This is a genomic window from Leclercia sp. UBA7405, from assembly GCF_037152215.1.
Taxonomy (GTDB): Bacteria; Pseudomonadota; Gammaproteobacteria; order Enterobacterales; family Enterobacteriaceae; genus Enterobacter; species Enterobacter pneumoniae.
The window spans coordinates 583,043-599,575 of sequence record NZ_JBBCMR010000002.1 but is presented as its reverse complement, the minus strand read 5'-3'; the positions used below and the strand labels follow the sequence as shown (position 1 = coordinate 599,575).

Annotated in this window: 17 protein-coding genes; 14 read left to right on the top strand and 3 right to left on the bottom strand. The window is 55.3% G+C overall.

From position 1 onward, the window contains the following. Positions 1 to 5 precede the first annotated feature (5 nt). Positions 6 to 2,426, bottom strand: a complete 2,421-nt coding sequence (gene plsB / locus WFN75_RS15100) for a glycerol-3-phosphate 1-O-acyltransferase PlsB (RefSeq protein WP_040077622.1) — start codon at positions 2,424 to 2,426, stop codon at positions 6 to 8. 154 nt (positions 2,427 to 2,580) lie between these two features. Between plsB and WFN75_RS15095 the strand changes: the two genes are divergently transcribed. From WFN75_RS15095 to WFN75_RS15080, 4 genes are all read left to right on the top strand, one after another. Continuing rightward, positions 2,581 to 2,949, top strand: coding sequence for a diacylglycerol kinase (locus WFN75_RS15095; RefSeq protein ID WP_040077620.1), 369 nt, complete (start codon positions 2,581 to 2,583; stop codon positions 2,947 to 2,949). Between the two features lie 109 nt (positions 2,950 to 3,058). Continuing rightward, a complete protein-coding gene (lexA, locus tag WFN75_RS15090; RefSeq protein WP_040077619.1) occupies positions 3,059 to 3,667 on the top strand; it encodes a transcriptional repressor LexA in 609 nt (202 codons plus the stop codon). A 60-nt stretch (positions 3,668 to 3,727) separates the two neighbouring features. After that, positions 3,728 to 5,047 carry an MATE family efflux transporter DinF gene (gene dinF, locus WFN75_RS15085; RefSeq protein ID WP_336996425.1) on the top strand — a complete coding sequence of 440 codons (1,320 nt, stop codon included), beginning with the start codon at positions 3,728 to 3,730 and terminating at the stop codon, positions 5,045 to 5,047. A 142-nt stretch (positions 5,048 to 5,189) separates the two neighbouring features. Beyond that, positions 5,190 to 5,399, top strand: coding sequence for a CsbD family protein (locus WFN75_RS15080; RefSeq protein ID WP_046885537.1), 210 nt, complete (start codon positions 5,190 to 5,192; stop codon positions 5,397 to 5,399). 63 nt (positions 5,400 to 5,462) lie between these two features. Here WFN75_RS15080 and zur read toward each other — a convergent pair whose 3' ends face one another. Continuing rightward, the gene (zur, locus tag WFN75_RS15075; protein ID WP_040077614.1) at positions 5,463 to 5,978 is read right to left on the bottom strand and encodes a zinc uptake transcriptional repressor Zur; all 516 of its coding nucleotides are present in this window, start codon (positions 5,976 to 5,978) and stop codon (positions 5,463 to 5,465) included. A gap of 112 nt (positions 5,979 to 6,090) precedes the next feature. Here zur and WFN75_RS15070 point away from each other — a divergent pair, with 112 nt between their 5' ends. The 4 genes from WFN75_RS15070 to pspG all read left to right on the top strand — a co-directional run bounded on the left by WFN75_RS15070 (position 6,091) and on the right by pspG (position 9,535). Continuing rightward, complete coding sequence (locus tag WFN75_RS15070; protein WP_040077613.1) at positions 6,091 to 6,579, top strand: cupin domain-containing protein; 489 nt, start codon at positions 6,091 to 6,093, stop codon at positions 6,577 to 6,579. 171 nt (positions 6,580 to 6,750) lie between these two features. Beyond that, positions 6,751 to 8,076 (top strand): conjugal transfer protein TraF, encoded by a 1,326-nt coding sequence (locus WFN75_RS15065; protein WP_263616655.1) that lies wholly within the window; start codon positions 6,751 to 6,753, stop codon positions 8,074 to 8,076. An 82-nt stretch (positions 8,077 to 8,158) separates the two neighbouring features. After that, positions 8,159 to 9,154 (top strand): tRNA dihydrouridine(20/20a) synthase DusA, encoded by a 996-nt coding sequence (dusA, locus tag WFN75_RS15060; protein WP_040077610.1) that lies wholly within the window; start codon positions 8,159 to 8,161, stop codon positions 9,152 to 9,154. Positions 9,155 to 9,292: 138 nt separating this feature from the next. After that, positions 9,293 to 9,535: an envelope stress response protein PspG gene (pspG, locus tag WFN75_RS15055; protein WP_040077608.1), complete on the top strand. Its 243-nt coding sequence runs from the start codon at positions 9,293 to 9,295 to the stop codon at positions 9,533 to 9,535. 185 nt (positions 9,536 to 9,720) lie between these two features. Here the strand turns inward: pspG and WFN75_RS15050 are convergent, their stop codons facing one another. Beyond that, positions 9,721 to 10,704, bottom strand: a complete 984-nt coding sequence (locus WFN75_RS15050; RefSeq protein WP_336996424.1) for a quinone oxidoreductase — start codon at positions 10,702 to 10,704, stop codon at positions 9,721 to 9,723. 66 nt (positions 10,705 to 10,770) lie between these two features. Between WFN75_RS15050 and dnaB the strand changes: the two genes are divergently transcribed. The 6 genes from dnaB (at position 10,771) to WFN75_RS15020 (ending at position 16,531) form a co-directional block, all read left to right on the top strand. Beyond that, positions 10,771 to 12,183 (top strand): replicative DNA helicase, encoded by a 1,413-nt coding sequence (gene dnaB, locus WFN75_RS15045; RefSeq protein ID WP_040077606.1) that lies wholly within the window; start codon positions 10,771 to 10,773, stop codon positions 12,181 to 12,183. Between the two features lie 146 nt (positions 12,184 to 12,329). Next, a complete protein-coding gene (gene alr, locus WFN75_RS15040) occupies positions 12,330 to 13,409 on the top strand; it encodes an alanine racemase (RefSeq protein ID WP_336996423.1) in 1,080 nt (359 codons plus the stop codon). A gap of 117 nt (positions 13,410 to 13,526) precedes the next feature. Then, a complete protein-coding gene (tyrB, locus tag WFN75_RS15035; RefSeq protein WP_046885564.1) occupies positions 13,527 to 14,720 on the top strand; it encodes an aromatic amino acid transaminase in 1,194 nt (397 codons plus the stop codon). Between the two features lie 196 nt (positions 14,721 to 14,916). Then, entirely contained in the window at positions 14,917 to 15,630 is a 714-nt protein-coding gene (gene aphA, locus WFN75_RS15030) for an acid phosphatase AphA (protein WP_040077604.1), read from the top strand. Positions 15,631 to 15,758: 128 nt separating this feature from the next. Beyond that, on the top strand, positions 15,759 to 16,175 hold the full coding sequence (locus WFN75_RS15025; RefSeq protein WP_040077603.1) for a secondary thiamine-phosphate synthase enzyme YjbQ: 417 nt from the start codon (positions 15,759 to 15,761) through the stop codon (positions 16,173 to 16,175). Positions 16,176 to 16,177: 2 nt separating this feature from the next. Beyond that, on the top strand, positions 16,178 to 16,531 hold the full coding sequence (locus tag WFN75_RS15020; protein ID WP_046885533.1) for an MmcQ/YjbR family DNA-binding protein: 354 nt from the start codon (positions 16,178 to 16,180) through the stop codon (positions 16,529 to 16,531). Positions 16,532 to 16,533: the final 2 nt, after the last annotated feature.

Genomic DNA, 16,533 nt, shown 5'->3' with positions numbered 1-16,533 from the left:
CAGCGCTATTCGCCCTGGGTGGCGCTCTCAATGGTTAAGCGCACATCCGAGGTAATCAGCTCTGCCAGCATCTGATAAACCTTCATTGTCTCTTCCGGCTCGGCATCACCGCTATCGCTAATATAGCCTTCGTCACGCAGCGTCAGCACCAGCGAGCTGAACACCGCCTTATCAAAGAACTCTGGCGCGTTAATGCCATGCAGCATCGACAGGCGCTGTGCCAGCGTGCGGCTCTCTTTCTCCAGCGTACCCCGATTAATAGACGGGTTTGCGCTCAGCAGCCAGAACGTAATGGCATAGCGTTGCAGCGTCTCACGCGCGCCTGCGGCCAGCAGCTGCAAGGTCCGGGAGCGGGACGGATTAATCTGCAGTACGTCATCCTTCAACGTAATCAGCCCCTGGCGCACCAGCTCTTCGCTCTGCTGATCCAGTACGCTTGCCAGCTCGTCCTTATCCCAGCGCAGGAACAGCTCGGTTTTAAGCATCGGATAGAGCACTTCAACATGATGCAGCAGCGCCTGACGCGTGATGTGACGATGCTGGGTGATAATGGCCGCCATCAGCGAAGGCAACATCAGCATATGGGCAATGTTGTTGCGATAGTAGGTCATCAGCACCGCCTGCTCGCGCGGCAGAATGATGATATCGCCGATGGTGTCTTTCTCTACCTCGAACTTATTCATCTGCAGTGCGTGGTCGATCAGAGCGCTGGCGCTGACCGTTGGCACGGTGGAGTCCGGTGAATAAGGCACATTGCGCATCAGATTGAGGTAACAGTCGAGCTGTTCGGTCAGTTGCTCGCGGGTAAGCGAACGCTGACGCGACGCCAGCAATGCCGTACAGCACAGGTTCATGGCGTTAGCCGCACCTGCGTTGTTAATACGCACCATCAGCTCTGCGGCGATACCGTTCACCGTTGGCGTCAGCCAGGCCGGGCGTACGGCTTCAATCGGATCGATAGACTCACGCCACTCCGGAACATGGTTGTTCAGGTAGGTCATCAGCGGCATGGGTTCGCCAAAGTTCACATAGCCCTGGCCGAGATTACGCAGCTTGCTCAGCCCACGCAGCATCTGCGGCAGGCTCTCTTTCTCTTTGGTGGCACCGCGCAGCTCTTTTGCATAGGTTCCCACCTCCATCACATGCTCGTAACCGATGTAAATCGGCACCAGGGTGATAGGACGTGTACCGCCGCGCAGCATCGCCTGAATCGTCATCGACAGGGTTCCGGTCTTCGGATCGAGCAGACGCCCGGTACGGGAACGACCTCCCTCAACGAAGTACTCAACGGAATAGCCGCGGCTGAACAGCTCGCCGAGATACTCGCGGAAGACGGTGGAGTAGAGCTTGTTGCCCTTAAAGGTACGGCGAATAAAGAACGCACCCAGGCGACGGAAAATCGGCCCTGCTGGCCAGAAGTTCAGGTTAATACCGGCTGCGATATGCGGCGGTACCAGGCCCTGATGATAGAGCACATACGAGAGCAGCAGGTAGTCCATGTGGCTGCGGTGGCAGGGCACATAGACAATTTCATGACCGTCGTGCGCCAGCTGACGCACCCGTTCGGCGTTATGAACGTTAATGCCCTGATAGAGGCGGTTCCACGTAAAGCTCAGGATACGATCGGAGAGGCGAATCATCTCGTAAGAGAAGTTCGCGGCGATCTCTTCCATTAGCGCAATGGCGTTTTGCTGCGCTTTTTCGTGGGAGATTTTTTTGCTGCGCGCTTCGTCTTCAACCGCACGGGCAATCGCTTTGGATGCCAGCAGTTTGTTGAAGAGATCCTGACGGGCAGGCAGACGTGGCCCTACAGCAGCCAGACGCTGGCGGGCAAAGTGCATACGCGCCACGCGCGCCAGCTTTTGCGCGATAATCTTATCGGTACCGTGCTCATCCGCCATCCGGCGCAGAGAGACGGACGGCGAGAAGCGCACAAAGCTGTCGCGACCAAGCCAGGTCACAGCGAAGAACTTCTGCACGCCGTTCAGCATACGCAGCGGCGGGTTCTCTTCCCCTTTTTCGCGTCCCGGGCGACGGCCAAACATGACCGAGACCGGCACCATCTGCACATCCAGATTCGGGTTGCTGCGGTGCAGATCGAGGTAGTCGTGGAACAGTTTGATGGACTCTTCTTTCGGCGTGTAATAGGTGAACACGCGCGGCCCGCCGTGGATAAAGACATAGCGCGGCAGCAGGGTGCCGTCGATCTCCAGCGGCTCCAGCGGGTCAGGTAAATCATGCGCCAGGCACTGGGCGCGCAGCGTCAGCAAGTCGGCCTTAGAGTTATAAGGCAAAACGTACATAATAGGGCGCGAGGTATCGAGCCCTAATTCCGGCGCAGGATTTGCCGGGATAGACTTGCTTTTTACCAGGACGCTTAATGGTAAATTAAGTAATTTGTAGTAAATTCTTGGCCAGCCAGACATAAACGATGTAAAGCCTCTGGTTAAAAATGCAATTGCGGCGCAAGGATAACAGAATGCGCACAAAATTTCTGTTGTTACCCGTCATACTTCAGGCGGTATGGCAACGCTCTATAGCTATAGTTACTGACGCTATTTTTCAATAAAGGTTCTTTTGATGGCCAATAATACCACTGGGTTAACCCGTATCATTAAAGCTGCTGGTTATTCATGGAAAGGGATCCGTGCAGCCTGGATCAACGAGGCGGCCTTCCGCCAGGAGAGCGTTGCCGTGATTGCGGCAATCATTATTGCCTGCTGGCTGGATGTCGATCCTATTACCCGCGTGCTGCTGATTGGCTCGGTGATGTTGGTGATGATAGTCGAAATTTTAAACAGTGCGATTGAAGCGGTAGTAGATCGTATCGGGTCTGATTATCACGAACTTTCCGGGCGGGCCAAAGACATGGGCTCGGCGGCGGTATTGTTAAGTATCTTTGTCGCGCTCTTTACCTGGGTCTCACTGCTGTGGGGACATTTTCGATAAGCCTCGACAAAACGAATAAGTCTCTGGTTTTTTGTGCGGTTTATGGTTCCAAAATCGCCTTTGACTGTATATACTCACAGCATAACTGTATATACACCCAGGGGGCGGAATGAAAGCGTTAACGACCAGGCAGCAAGAGGTGTTTGATCTCATTCGGGATCATATCGGCCAGACGGGGATGCCACCCACGCGTGCGGAAATCGCGCAGCGTCTGGGATTCCGTTCTCCGAACGCCGCTGAAGAGCATCTCAAAGCCCTGGCACGTAAGGGCGTTCTGGAGATCGTCTCCGGCGCGTCTCGCGGCATTCGTTTGCTGGTTGAAGAAGAAGAGGGCCTGCCGCTGGTAGGCCGCGTAGCAGCGGGTGAGCCGCTGCTGGCGCAGCAGCACATTGAAGGTCACTATCAGGTTGATCCCGGTATGTTTAAGCCGAGTGCAGACTTTTTACTGCGCGTTAGCGGCATGTCCATGAAGGATATCGGCATTATCGACGGCGATCTGCTGGCAGTGCATAAAACGCAGGATGTGCGTAACGGCCAGGTGGTCGTGGCGCGTATCGACGACGAAGTAACCGTGAAGCGCCTGAAGAAGCAGGGCAACATTGTTCAGCTTCTGCCGGAAAACAGCGAATTCTCCCCCATCGTTGTTGACCTGCGTGAAAATAACTTCTCCATTGAAGGCTTAGCGGTTGGCGTTATCCGCAACGGCGACTGGCTGTAATCTCTTCCTGACAGGCTACGACTGTGTCGTAGCCTGCTCTCTTTCTCTCTGGTTATTCACATGTCTCTGCTGACTACCGCCGATAAGGCGTTATGGCGTCTTGCGCTGCCGATGATCTTCTCCAATATCAGCGTGCCGCTGCTGGGGCTGGTCGATACGGCGGTGATAGGTCATCTGGATTCCCCTGTCTATCTTGGCGGCGTGGCCATCGGCGCGACGGCGACCAGTTTCCTCTTTATGCTGCTGCTCTTCCTGCGCATGAGCACTACCGGTTTAACTGCCCAGGCCTATGGTGCGAAAGATCCGCTGCGTCTGGCACGTGCGCTGGTGCAGCCGCTGCTGATGGCGCTGGGGGCCGGGCTGCTGATTGTGTTACTGCGAACCCCGCTTATCGATCTTGCCCTGCACATTGTCGGGGGGAGCGACGCGGTGCTGCTTCAGGCACGGCGTTTCCTGGAAATACGCTGGCTCAGCGCGCCGGCATCGCTGGCAAACCTGGTATTGCTCGGCTGGTTGCTGGGGGTGCAATATGCCCGCGCCCCGGTGATCCTGCTGGTAGTGGGTAACCTGATTAATATCGTGCTCGACCTGTGGCTGGTGATGGGCCTGAAGATGAACGTGCAGGGTGCCGCGCTGGCCACGGCGGTGGCAGAGTACGCCACGTTATTGATTGGCTTGTGGATGGTCTGGCGAGTACTGGCCCTGCGCGGCATCTCACTGGCGATGTTGAAAGCGAGCTGGCGCGGTAATATCCGCAAACTCATGGCTCTGAACCGCGACATCATGTTGCGCTCGTTGCTGTTACAGCTCTGCTTTGGCGCACTAACCGTATTTGGCGCCCGGCTGGGGCCCGAAATCGTCGCCGTCAACGCGGTTCTGATGACCCTGCTGACGTTTACTGCCTACGCGCTGGATGGCTTTGCCTATGCGGTGGAGGCGCACTCCGGCCAGGCGTATGGTGCCCGCGAAAGTGGCCAGCTACGCGAGGTATGGCGCGCCGCCTGTCGTCAGGCCGGGCTGGTGGCGCTGGGGTTTGCTCTCATTTATGCCTTAATGGGCGATCGCATCATCGCCTTACTCACCTCGCTGCCCGAACTTCGCGAACTGGCGAATCATTACCTGGTCTGGCAGATAATATTACCGGTGGTGGGGGTGTGGTGTTACCTGCTGGATGGCATGTTTATTGGCGCCACGCGGGGCGCTGAAATGCGCAACAGTATGGCGATCGCCGCCGCCGGGTTTGGCCTCACGCTACTCACATTGCCCTGGCTGGGAAACCATGGTCTATGGCTGGCGCTGGCCGTGTTTCTGGCTCTGCGTGGCCTGTCGCTTGCGCTTATCTGGCGCCATCACTGGCGTAATGATACCTGGTTTATGTAGCGGTTTCGTTTGGCGTAACGGTAAAAGATTCTGAATAGTGCCTCGTTCGCCGAAGCCTTAACTATAATAATTATCAAGTCCAACAGGAAATGAACGTAACGGACGATACGAAGGCTAATCACCGAACGATGAGGATGCGATTATGAATAAAGACGAAGTCGGCGGTAACTGGAAACAGTTCAAAGGTAAAGCTAAAGAACAGTGGGGTAAGCTGACTGATGATGATATGACTATCATCGAAGGTAAGCGCGACCAGCTGGTGGGTAAAATTCAGGAACGTTATGGTTATCAGAAAGACCAGGCTGAATCGGAAGTGAAAGACTGGGAAACCCGTAACGATTACCGCTGGTAAGCCGGTAATACCCGTAGTACAAGGAAGTACACCCAGGGCGGCCTCAGGCCGCCCACGTTGTTTTTAGCGCGGCTTCTTCTTCAACTGAATGGAGTGATCGTGCTGACATTCACTTTGATGGCTACACGCCTCAACTTCAACGCAATCCACGCACAGTCCGTGCGCTTCAATCACATTGTGCCACAGAGCGAAGCCCATCTTTGCCGCAAGGGTGTGCATAATGTCTTCAATGCCTTCCGCACTCTCTTCCTTCACGCTGCCGCAGCGATCGCAGATAAACATGGCTGATGTGTGGGTCGGCTGATCGAACAGATGGCATAGCACATAGCTGTTCGTCGACTCCACCTTGTGGACAAACCCCTGTTCCAGTAAAAAATCCAGCGCACGATAGACCGTTGGCGGCTTCGCCTGCGGTTCACTGGCACGCAGCAGATCCAGCAAATCATAGGCGCTGATGGCCCCTTGCTGCAGACTGAGCAGGCGCAACACTTCAAGGCGCTGCGGGGTCAGGCGCACATTGCGTTGCGCACAGAGCTTTTCAGCCTGCGCCAGCAGATCCTGCGTTGTGGTCTTTTCCATTAAGCACCTCGAAAACGTGGAATAACAAGTCATCACTTTACCATGTTCTGGTCAAAACACCGAGATCCGCGCCTTGTGCTATACCTGAGCCAATAAACAGAGGAATAAAACGATGAAAAAACCTGACTGTATACGGCATTGGCGCGACCTTGAGGGTCCCGATGATTCTACCTATCCCGACAGCGACGAGCGCTTTTCTATTGGTGCTCCGCTGGCGCGTGCGCTGGGACTGGGTCGGATAGGTATCCATCATGAGCGCCTGCCGCCAGGACGCCGTACCTCGTATCCGCATGCAGAAAGTGATGAAGAGGAGTTTGTGCACGTGCTGGAGGGATACCCGCAGGTGTGGATAAATGGCTATCTCTGGGAGCTGGAGCCTGGCGACAGCGTCGGATTCCCCGCCGGGACGGGCATCTGCCACACCTTTATCAATAATACCGACGCGGAGGTTCGCCTGCTGGTCATTGGTGAAGCGAATAAAAAACACAACCGTATCTATTACCCGAAAAATGCCGTCTACGGCGCCACACGTGAAGATCGCTGGGTTGACCATCCACCGCAATTTTTTGGCCCTCACGATGGAAAACCTGGGCGAAAATAATTTCCTCTTCTATAAATATTGAGGGTCGTCACATATTAGAACAGGCCGGACAGGGAATTTAACTTAAGGAAATAGCAGGTCTTTTTGCACTTATTCACAGCAATAGTTTGCCCCTGTATGGGTGATAACAGACAGGGGTTGTTTAATAACAGACTATAAGACGAGAATACTGTGAAAAAACATTTTAAATTTTCGGTGGTTAGTATCGCTGTCTCCTTTTTTGTGGCAAATCAGGCGGGGGCAGCCAATACCTGGACAGAAGCTCGCGGCGACGCGATGGGTGGCACAGGCGTAGCATCGGCACATTATGGCAGCGCGGCGCTAATTAACCCGGCGTTGCTGGCACGCGCACAACAGGAAGATAACGTTACGATTATCCTTCCGACCGTTGGTGCGCAAATTAGCGATAAAGACAATTTGCAGGATGAAATTGATCACATTAACGATCGTGTCGATTATTACGATGATGTGGTTGATAACTTAACTCTGGAGAATATTCTGCTCGATCCGCGCGGAACCGCATTGCAGTTCCAGGGGGCGGCGGGCGAACTGGCGGATGAGCTTGATTACCTGCGTGGCAAAACTGCCCGTGCCAGCGCGGGGGCCGGACTCACCGTTGCTATTCCCACCCAGCAACTCTCTATGGCGTTTGTGGCGAAGGGTTACGCGCGCGGTCGCGTAAGCACCTCCATCGATCAGCATGACGTGGATTATTTACGCGGGATTCAAAACAGTAACCTGAATAATCCGTTAAGCCCTGTTTATCTGGAAGCCGGGAAGGCGGCGCTGGGCGGATCCGACGAAATCACCAAAAACCTGAACTCAACCGCATCGGGCAGAGTAGCCATTGTCTCTGATTACGGTATTGCGGTTGCTCGTCAGTTTGAGATGGGCGATGTGCCCGTGTCATTAGGCGTGACGCCAAAGCTGCAAAAAACCTGGCTCTACAACTACACCACCTCTATTTATGATTACGACAGCAACGACTGGAACAGCAGTCGCTACCGTAATGACGACACCGGCTTCAACGTTGACGTGGGTATTGCCGCCGATCTGGGCGAGAACTGGACCCTGGGTCTGAGCGGGCAGAACCTTATCTCACGCGATATTGATACTCGAGATGTCCGCATCACCAATGGCTACACGGGTGAGGTGGTGAACTACAAAGATACCTACCAGATTCGACCGCTGGTTACCGCAGGGCTGGCCTGGCACACCGACCTGGTCACTATCAGCGCGGATGGCGATCTGACCGAAACCAAAGGCTTTAAATCGGAAGACACCTCGCAGTATGTGGGCGTGGGTGCCGAAGTGACGCCGCTGAGCTGGCTGGCAGTACGTGCGGGCTTCCGTGGCGATGTGAAAGGTAACGACAGCAATGTCTTTACTGGCGGTCTGGGCTTTGCGCCCTTTAACACCGTCCATGTCGATCTGACCGGTATTTACGGGGAAGATGAGACCTGGGGTGCCGGTGCGCAGCTCACCATGACCTTCTAAAGTAAACCGGAGGCGCTGCGCCTCCGGCTTCTCTTTGTGCTATAGTTACGCCCCCTTTTTACCAGATGCTTAAAACTTCGCCATGTCGTCAGAACTTCAGTCTGTTTACCCAGCCCACCGTTTCTCCATCGCGCCGATGCTCGACTGGACAGACAGGCACTGCCGTTATTTCCTGCGTTTGCTGTCGCGCAATACGCTGCTCTACACCGAAATGGTGACGACCGGCGCGATCATTCACGGTAAGGGTGACTATCTGGCCTACAGCGAAGAGGAGCATCCGGTGGCCCTGCAGCTGGGCGGTAGCGATCCGGTGGCTCTGGCTCACTGTGCAAAGCTTGCGGAAGCGCGCGGCTACGATGAGATCAACCTCAACGTAGGCTGTCCTTCCGATCGTGTGCAGAACGGTATGTTCGGCGCCTGCCTGATGGGCAATGCTCAGCTGGTTGCCGACTGCGTGAAAGCGATGCGCGATGTGGTCTCTATTCCCGTAACGGTTAAAACCCGTATCGGCATTGATGACCAGGACAGCTATGAATTCCTGTGTGATTTCATTAATACGGTTTCCGGCCGCGGCGAGTGCGAGATGTTTATCATCCACGCCCGCAAAGCCTGGCTCTCTGGCCTGAGTCCAAAAGAGAACCGCGAGATCCCGCCGCTGGACTACCCGCGCGTCTACCAGCTGAAGCGCGATTTTCCGCACCTGACCCTGTCTATTAACGGTGGTATCAAATCGCTGGATGAGGCGAAAGCGCATCTGGAGCACATGGATGGAGTCATGGTGGGCCGTGAGGCCTATCAAAACCCGGGTATTCTGGCCTCCGTTGACCGCGAAATTTTTGCTGTCGATGGCATCGACAACGATCCGGTCTCTGTCGTGCGGGCGATGTACCCCTACATTGAGCGCGAGCTCAGTCAAGGGACCTATCTTGGCCATGTGACTCGCCATATGCTTGGCCTGTTCCAGGGCATCCCGGGGGCGCGCCAGTGGCGCCGTCACCTGAGTGAAAACGCCCATAAAGCCGGAGCGGATATCGAGGTGCTCGAACAGGCGCTCCGCCTGGTGGCGGACAAACGATAAATTTCGCTAAAAAATCGTCAAATAGACCACGCCCTGTCATTGTGACAGGGCGTTTTTATATATAAATCAAAGCAATAAGAACTGGCATGAATCTTGTAATGATGTGCATATCATGGTGACATTACCTGGGAGAGAGTCATGCTGGAATTGCTGTTTGTTGTGGGATTTTTTGTGATGCTCCTGGTCACAGGGGTATCCCTGTTGGGAATTATTGCCGCGCTGGTGGTGGCAACCGCAGTGATGTTTGTCGGCGGATTGTTCGCCCTGATGTTTAAAGTTCTGCCCTGGTTGTTGCTGGCCGTGGCCGTCGTATGGGCGATACGGGCGATAAAATCGCCAAAAGTCCCGAAGTATCAGCGCAATAACCGTTTTCGTTACTAAGGTATTGAGGGGTTCGTCACAACCCTGCAACTTTTCCGGCGGCGGGGCTTAGAACGGAATAGGATTTACTTATCAAATCTGTCACTATGACTGCCGTTAAAGAATTCATCGTGCTGTACCCTACATACAGCCGAACTAAAAAAAAGAAAGGGCTTCCTACGGGAAGCCCTAATTCTTTATACGCATCATGGAATTAACAGACTCGACCCCTGCGTTGCCCGACTCTCCAGTATCTCATGCGCGCGCTGCGCATCGCTTAGCGCATATTTCTGCGCCTTTGCAACATCGACTTTGATAACGCCGCTGGCAATCAGCGAGAAGAGCTCATTGCTGGCCTCCTCTAACTCTTCGCGGCTGGTGATGTAACCCTGCAGGGAAGGGCGGGTCACGTACAGCGAGCCCTTCTGATTCAGAATGCCAAGATTCACCCCTGTAACGGCCCCGGAGGCATTCCCGAAGCTCACCATCAGGCCGCGACGTTGCAGACAATCCAGCGACGCCTCCCAGGTATCTTTCCCCACCGAGTCATACACAACCCGCAGCTTTTTGCCGCCGGTGATCTCTTTGACCCGCTCAACAATGCTCTCTTCGCGGTAGTTAATCACCTGCCACGCCCCCGCCTGCTGTGCGCGCTGCGCTTTTTGCGCACTGCCGACGGTACCAATCAGCTTCGCCCCCAGCGCTTTTGCCCACTGGCAGGCAATTAGCCCTACGCCGCCTGCGGCAGCATGGAACAGAAACGGCTCGTCCGGCTTGATCTCATAGGTTTTGCGCAGCAGGTAGAAGACCGTCAGCCCCTTCAGGAATGATGCCGCCGCCTGCTCAAACGAGATAGCCCCAGGAAGGATGGCGGCTTTATCCGCCGGCACGTTATGCACCGAGCTGTAGGCCCCAAGGGCGGATTGCGCATACACGACACGATCGCCCTCCTTGATGTGTTTCACCGCGCTGCCCACTTTTACAACGACACCGGCAGCTTCGGTGCCCAGTCCGCTGGGCAGCGACGGCGGCGGGTACAAACCGCCCCGGATATAGGTGTCAATATAGTTAATACCAATCGCTTTGTTCTCGACCTGAACCTCGTTATCGCCAGGCGGTGTGGGGGTAAACTCCACCGCCCTCAACACGTCCGGACCGCCATGTTTCTGGAACTCAATGCGTGTTGCCATGCTCCCTCCGTAAGAAAAATATGGTAATCTTTCGACCCACTCTTTATCTCGGTAACTCCATTCACTATGGCAGGAAACAAACCCTTCAACAAACAGACTGAACCTCGTGAGCGCGATCCACAACTCGCCGGGCTGAAAGTCCCGCCGCACTCGATTGAAGCGGAACAGTCGGTGTTGGGTGGGTTAATGCTGGATAACGAGCGCTGGGACGACGTCGCCGAGCGCGTTGTGACGGATGATTTCTATACCCGTCCGCACCGCCATATCTTTACTGAAATGGCGCGTTTGCAGGAGTCAGGAAGCCCCATCGACCTGATTACGCTGGCGGAATCGCTGGAGCGTCAGGGTCAACTGGATACCGTAGGCGGCTTTGCCTACCTGGCTGAGCTGTCAAAAAATACTCCAAGTGCCGCAAACATTAGCGCTTATGCCGACATCGTCCGCGAACGTGCTGTTGTTCGCGACATGATCTCTGTGGCCAATGAGATCGCCGAAGCCGGTTTCGATCCCCAGGGACGTAATAGCGACGAACTGCTGGATCTGGCGGAGTCTCGCGTATTCAAAATCGCTGAAAGCCGCGCGAACAAAGATGAAGGGCCGAAAAACATTGCGGAAGTGCTTGATGCCACCGTATCGCGTATAGAGCAGCTCTTCCAGCAGCCGCACGACGGCGTCACCGGGGTTAATACCGGCTATGATGATCTGAATAAAAAGACCGCCGGGCTTCAGCCTTCGGATCTGATTATCGTCGCGGCGCGTCCATCGATGGGTAAAACGACATTTGCGATGAACCTCGTCGAAAATGCGGCGATGTTGCAAGATAAACCGGTTCTTATTTTCAGCCTCGAGATGCCCTCTGAGCAGATTATGATGCGTTCTTTGGCGTCGCTCTCGCGCGTGGATCAGACCCGCATCCGTACCGGCCAGCTTGATGACGAGGATTGGGCACGCATCTCTGGCACCATGGGCATCTTGCTGGAAAAACGTAACATCTACATTGATGACTCCTCCGGCCTGACGCCAACGGAGGTGCGCTCCCGCGCGCGGCGTATCGCGCGTGAACATGGCGGGATCGGTCTTATCATGATCGACTACCTGCAGCTGATGCGTGTGCCGTCACTGTCCGACAACCGTACGCTGGAGATTGCCGAAATCTCCCGCTCGCTCAAAGCGCTCGCCAAAGAACTTCAGGTGCCTGTTGTCGCCCTCTCGCAGCTGAACCGCTCTCTGGAACAGCGCGCCGATAAACGCCCGGTCAACTCCGACCTGCGTGAATCGGGCTCTATCGAGCAGGATGCCGACTTAATCATGTTTATCTATCGTGATGAGGTGTATCACGAGAACAGCGATCTGAAAGGGATCGCGGAAATCATTATTGGTAAGCAGCGTAACGGCCCCATCGGCACCGTGCGCCTGACCTTTAATGGGCAATGGTCGCGCTTCGATAACTATGCGGGACCGCAGTACGACGACGAATAACTCTCCATCATCCTTCACGCCGCAGGGGCGTTGACTGCGCCCGCTCACCCCGGTCACTTAGTTTACTCAGCTCCCGGGGATTCACGGGCTTGTCGCCTTCCTGCAACGCAAAGGATTTTGGAGAGTCTTTTTATTAAGGAATTCACATGCAAGCGGCAACTGTAATCATTAACCGCCGCGCTCTGCGTCACAACCTGCAATGCCTGCGTGAACGGGCACCCGCCAGTAAACTGGTTGCAGTCGTGAAAGCGAACGCTTACGGACACGGTCTTCTTGAGACCGCGCGAACGCTCCCCGATGCCGATGCTTTTGGTGTCGCCCGTCTTGAAGAGGCCCTCCGCCTACGCGCAGGGGGCATCTCTCAACCCATCTTACTGCTCGAAGGCTTTTTCAACGCCGCGGATCTGGATGTCATCGCAGCGCAGCAACTGCATACCGCGGTGCATAACGAAGAGCAGCTGGCCGCTCTGGAAGCCGCACAGCTCAGCACGCCAGTCACCGTGTGGATGAAACTGGATACCGGTATGCACCGGCTTGGGGTGCGTCCAGAGCAGGCTGAAGCGTTCTGGCAGCGTCTGAGTCAGTGCAAAAACGTGCGTCAGCCGGTCAATATCGTCAGCCATTTTGCCCGCGCCGATGAGCCCGAGTGTGGCGCCACGGAACAGCAGCTGGATCTGTTTAACACCTTCTGCGAAGGCAAACCCGGCCAGCGTTCCATCGCGGCCTCTGGCGGTATTCTGCTGTGGCCTCAGTCGCACTTCGACTGGGTGCGCCCGGGCATTATTCTGTATGGCGTGTCGCCGCTTGAGGGCCAATCCTGCGGAGCAAACTTCGGATTTCAGCCGGTGATGTCTCTGGTTTCAACGCTTATTGCCGTGCGCGAGCACAAAGCCGGAGAGCCGGTCGGCTATGGTGGCACTTGGGTAAGCGAACGCGATACCCGTTTAGGCGTGGTGGCGATGGGCTACGGCGACGGCTATCCGCGTGCGGCGCCCACCGGCACCCCCGTACTGGTAAATGGCCGCGAAGTGCCGATTGTTGGCCGCGTGGCGATGGACATGATCTGCGTTGACCTGGGGCCGGCGGCTAACGAGCGCGCGGGCGATCCGGTGGTGATGTGGGGGGATGGCCTCCCGGTTGAGCGCATTGCAGAAATAACAAAAGTGAGCGCTTACGAACTTATTACGCGGCTCACCTCCCGCGTGGCCATGCATTACCTGGATTAAGACAGAATGGAGCGCGGTGAGATGCCGCGCCCCGATTCCCTTCACAAGGCTCGATCTTCTTTCGCTTCCGGTTTATTGTTGAAATCCCTGCCTTATAAAAATCCGGAGAACCATCGCGTGTTCCAGAAAGTAGACGCCTACGCCGGCGATCCCATCCTCTCCTTAATGGAGCGTTTTAAGGACGATCCCCGCAGCGATAAAGTGAACCTGAGCATCGGTCTTTATTACAACGAAGACGGCATTATTCCTCAGCTTAAGGCCGTAGCCGAAGCCGAAGCGCGCCTGAATGCGGTGCCGCACGGTGCCTCACTCTACCTGCCAATGGAAGGACTCAATACCTACCGCAATACCATTGCGCCGCTGCTGTTTGGTGCCGACCATCCGGTGTTGCAAAACAAACGCGTGGCTACCATCCAGACGCTGGGCGGCTCGGGGGCATTGAAAGTCGGTGCGGATTTCCTGAAAAAATACTTCCCGGATTCCGGCGTGTGGGTCAGCGACCCAACGTGGGAAAACCACGTCGCCATCTTTGAAGGCGCGGGCTTTACGGTAGATACTTATCCATGGTTTGACACGGAAACCAACGGCGTACGCGTTTCGGCGTTGCTGGAAAAACTCACGACTCTACCAGAACGCAGCATTGTGCTGCTGCATCCATGCTGCCATAACCCAACCGGCGCGGATCTCACAAACGAGCAGTGGGATGCGGTTATCGAGGTGCTGAAAGCGCGTAATCTGATCCCGTTCCTCGACATCGCCTATCAGGGCTTTGGCGCGGGAATGGAAGAGGACGCCTACGCCATTCGCGCCATTGCCAGCGCCGGGCTGCCCGCACTGGTGAGCAACTCCTTCTCCAAAATCTTCTCGCTCTACGGCGAACGCGTGGGTGGCCTGTCTGTGGTATGTGAAGATGCCGAAGCGGCCAGCCGCGTGCTAGGACAGCTGAAGGCGACGGTGCGTCGCATCTACTCCAGCCCACCGGCGTTTGGGGCGCAGGTCGTGGCCACCGTGCTGGGCGATGAGGCATTAAAAGCCAGCTGGCTTGCTGAAGTCGAAGCCATGCGTAGTCGTATCCTGACGATGCGTCAGACGCTGGTTGAGGTGCTAAAAGAGGCGGTGCCGGGGCATAACTTCGATTATCTGCTTAAGCAACGCGGTATGTTCAGTTACACCGGTCTCAGCGCAGCGCAGGTTGATCGTCTGCGAGAAGAGTTTGGCGTTTATCTTATCGCCAGCGGCCGCATGTGCGTAGCGGGGCTGAATACCCATAACGTTCAGCGCGTTGCACAGGCCTTTGCTGCTGTAATGTAAGCACTTACTTACCATGCCCTCTCTCGCTGAGTGAGGGCATCGGGTCATGCTCAACACTCTGTGATCGTCTTCTTTTTTCTTCATATTCATAAGTAAAAACTCCTTTCCTTCACCGCTTTCAGGGGTTATGGTCGGAGAGTTTTTTGACCATCCACTCAAATTAAAAGAATAAATGTCTGAATATTCAGGGGAAAACATGCGCAAGATCACACTGGCGCTCAGCGCCGCCTGCTTACTCTTCTCTCTCAACAGTTCCGTTGTTGCCCGCGCCTCCGCGCCCACGCCGTTATATAACGGCACTACCGCCGCAAAACTGGCGGAACAAGCCCCAATTCATTGGGTTTCTGTTGCCCAGATTGAAAATAGCCTGCTCGGCCGTCCGGCGATGGCGGTGGGCTTTGATATAGATGATACCGTCCTCTTTTCCAGCCCCGGCTTCTGGCGCGGTAAAAAAACATACTCGCCTGAGAGTGAGGCGTACCTGAAAAATCCCGAGTTTTGGGAAAAGATGAATAACGGCTGGGATGAGTTCAGCATTCCAAAAGAGGTGGCTCGCTCGCTGATTGCCATGCACGTAAAACGCGGCGATAGCATCTATTTCGTGACGGGTCGTAGCCAGACCAAAACCGAGACCGTCTCTAAAACCCTGCAGGGCCTTTTCGGCATCCCGGCCGCCAACATGAATCCGGTGATTTTCGCGGGCGATCAGCCAGGCCAGAACACCAAAACCGAGTGGTTGCAGCAAAAGCAGATCAAAGTGTTCTATGGCGACTCGGATAACGATATCTCCGCGGCACGCGATGTGGGCGCCAGAGGTATCCGCGTGCTGCGCGCCTCTAACTCCACCTATCGACCACTACCGATGGCAGGGGCGTTTGGCGAAGAGGTCATTGTTAATTCGGAATACTGATCGCTGCCCGGTGCGGTCAGCGTACCGGGCGCTTGATTATTTTTTAGTCTGATCGGGCTCTTCGGGTTTTACCTTTTGCCGTATTGCTGCACACTTAGAAGGACAATTCTTTCAATACGGAGCCGTTCATGTGGTATCAGCAAACCCTGACCTTAAGTGCGAAACCTCGCGGATTTCATCTGGTGACGGACGAAGTCATCGGGCAACTTCGCGACCTGAGCCGTATTAACGTCGGGCTGCTGCATCTGCTCCTGCAACACACTTCCGCCTCCCTTACCCTCAATGAAAATTGCGATCCCACGGTGCGTGCCGATATGGAACGACATTTTCTGCAAACTGTGCCAGACAATGCCCCTTATGAGCATGACTACGAAGGCGATGACGACATGCCTTCGCACATCAAATCGTCTCTGATGGGCGTCTCGTTAATGCTGCCGCTGCATAAAGGGCGGATACAGTTGGGCACATGGCAGGGAATCTGGCTGGGGGAACATCGCATCCACGGCGGCTCGCGCACGATTATCGCCACCATCACGGGGGAATAAAGATGACCATTTCGGAGATATTACAGTACTGCATGAACAAAACCGGCGCGGAGCAGAGCGTGCACAGCGACTGGAAAGCCACCCAGATTAAAGTGGCGGATGTCCTGTTCGCGATGGTGAAAGAGGTCGAAGGGCGACCGGCGGCGTCACTGAAAACCAGCCCGGAACTGGCAGAACTGCTGCGTCAGCAACACAGCGATGTACGTCCCAGTAAACATCTGAATAAAGCACACTGGAGCACCGTCTATCTCGATGGATCGCTACCGGATTCGCAAATTTACTATCTGGTAGATGCCTCGTATCAGCAGGCAATTGAGTTGCTGCCGGAAGCGACCCGACAGCAACTTTCAGTGTGATG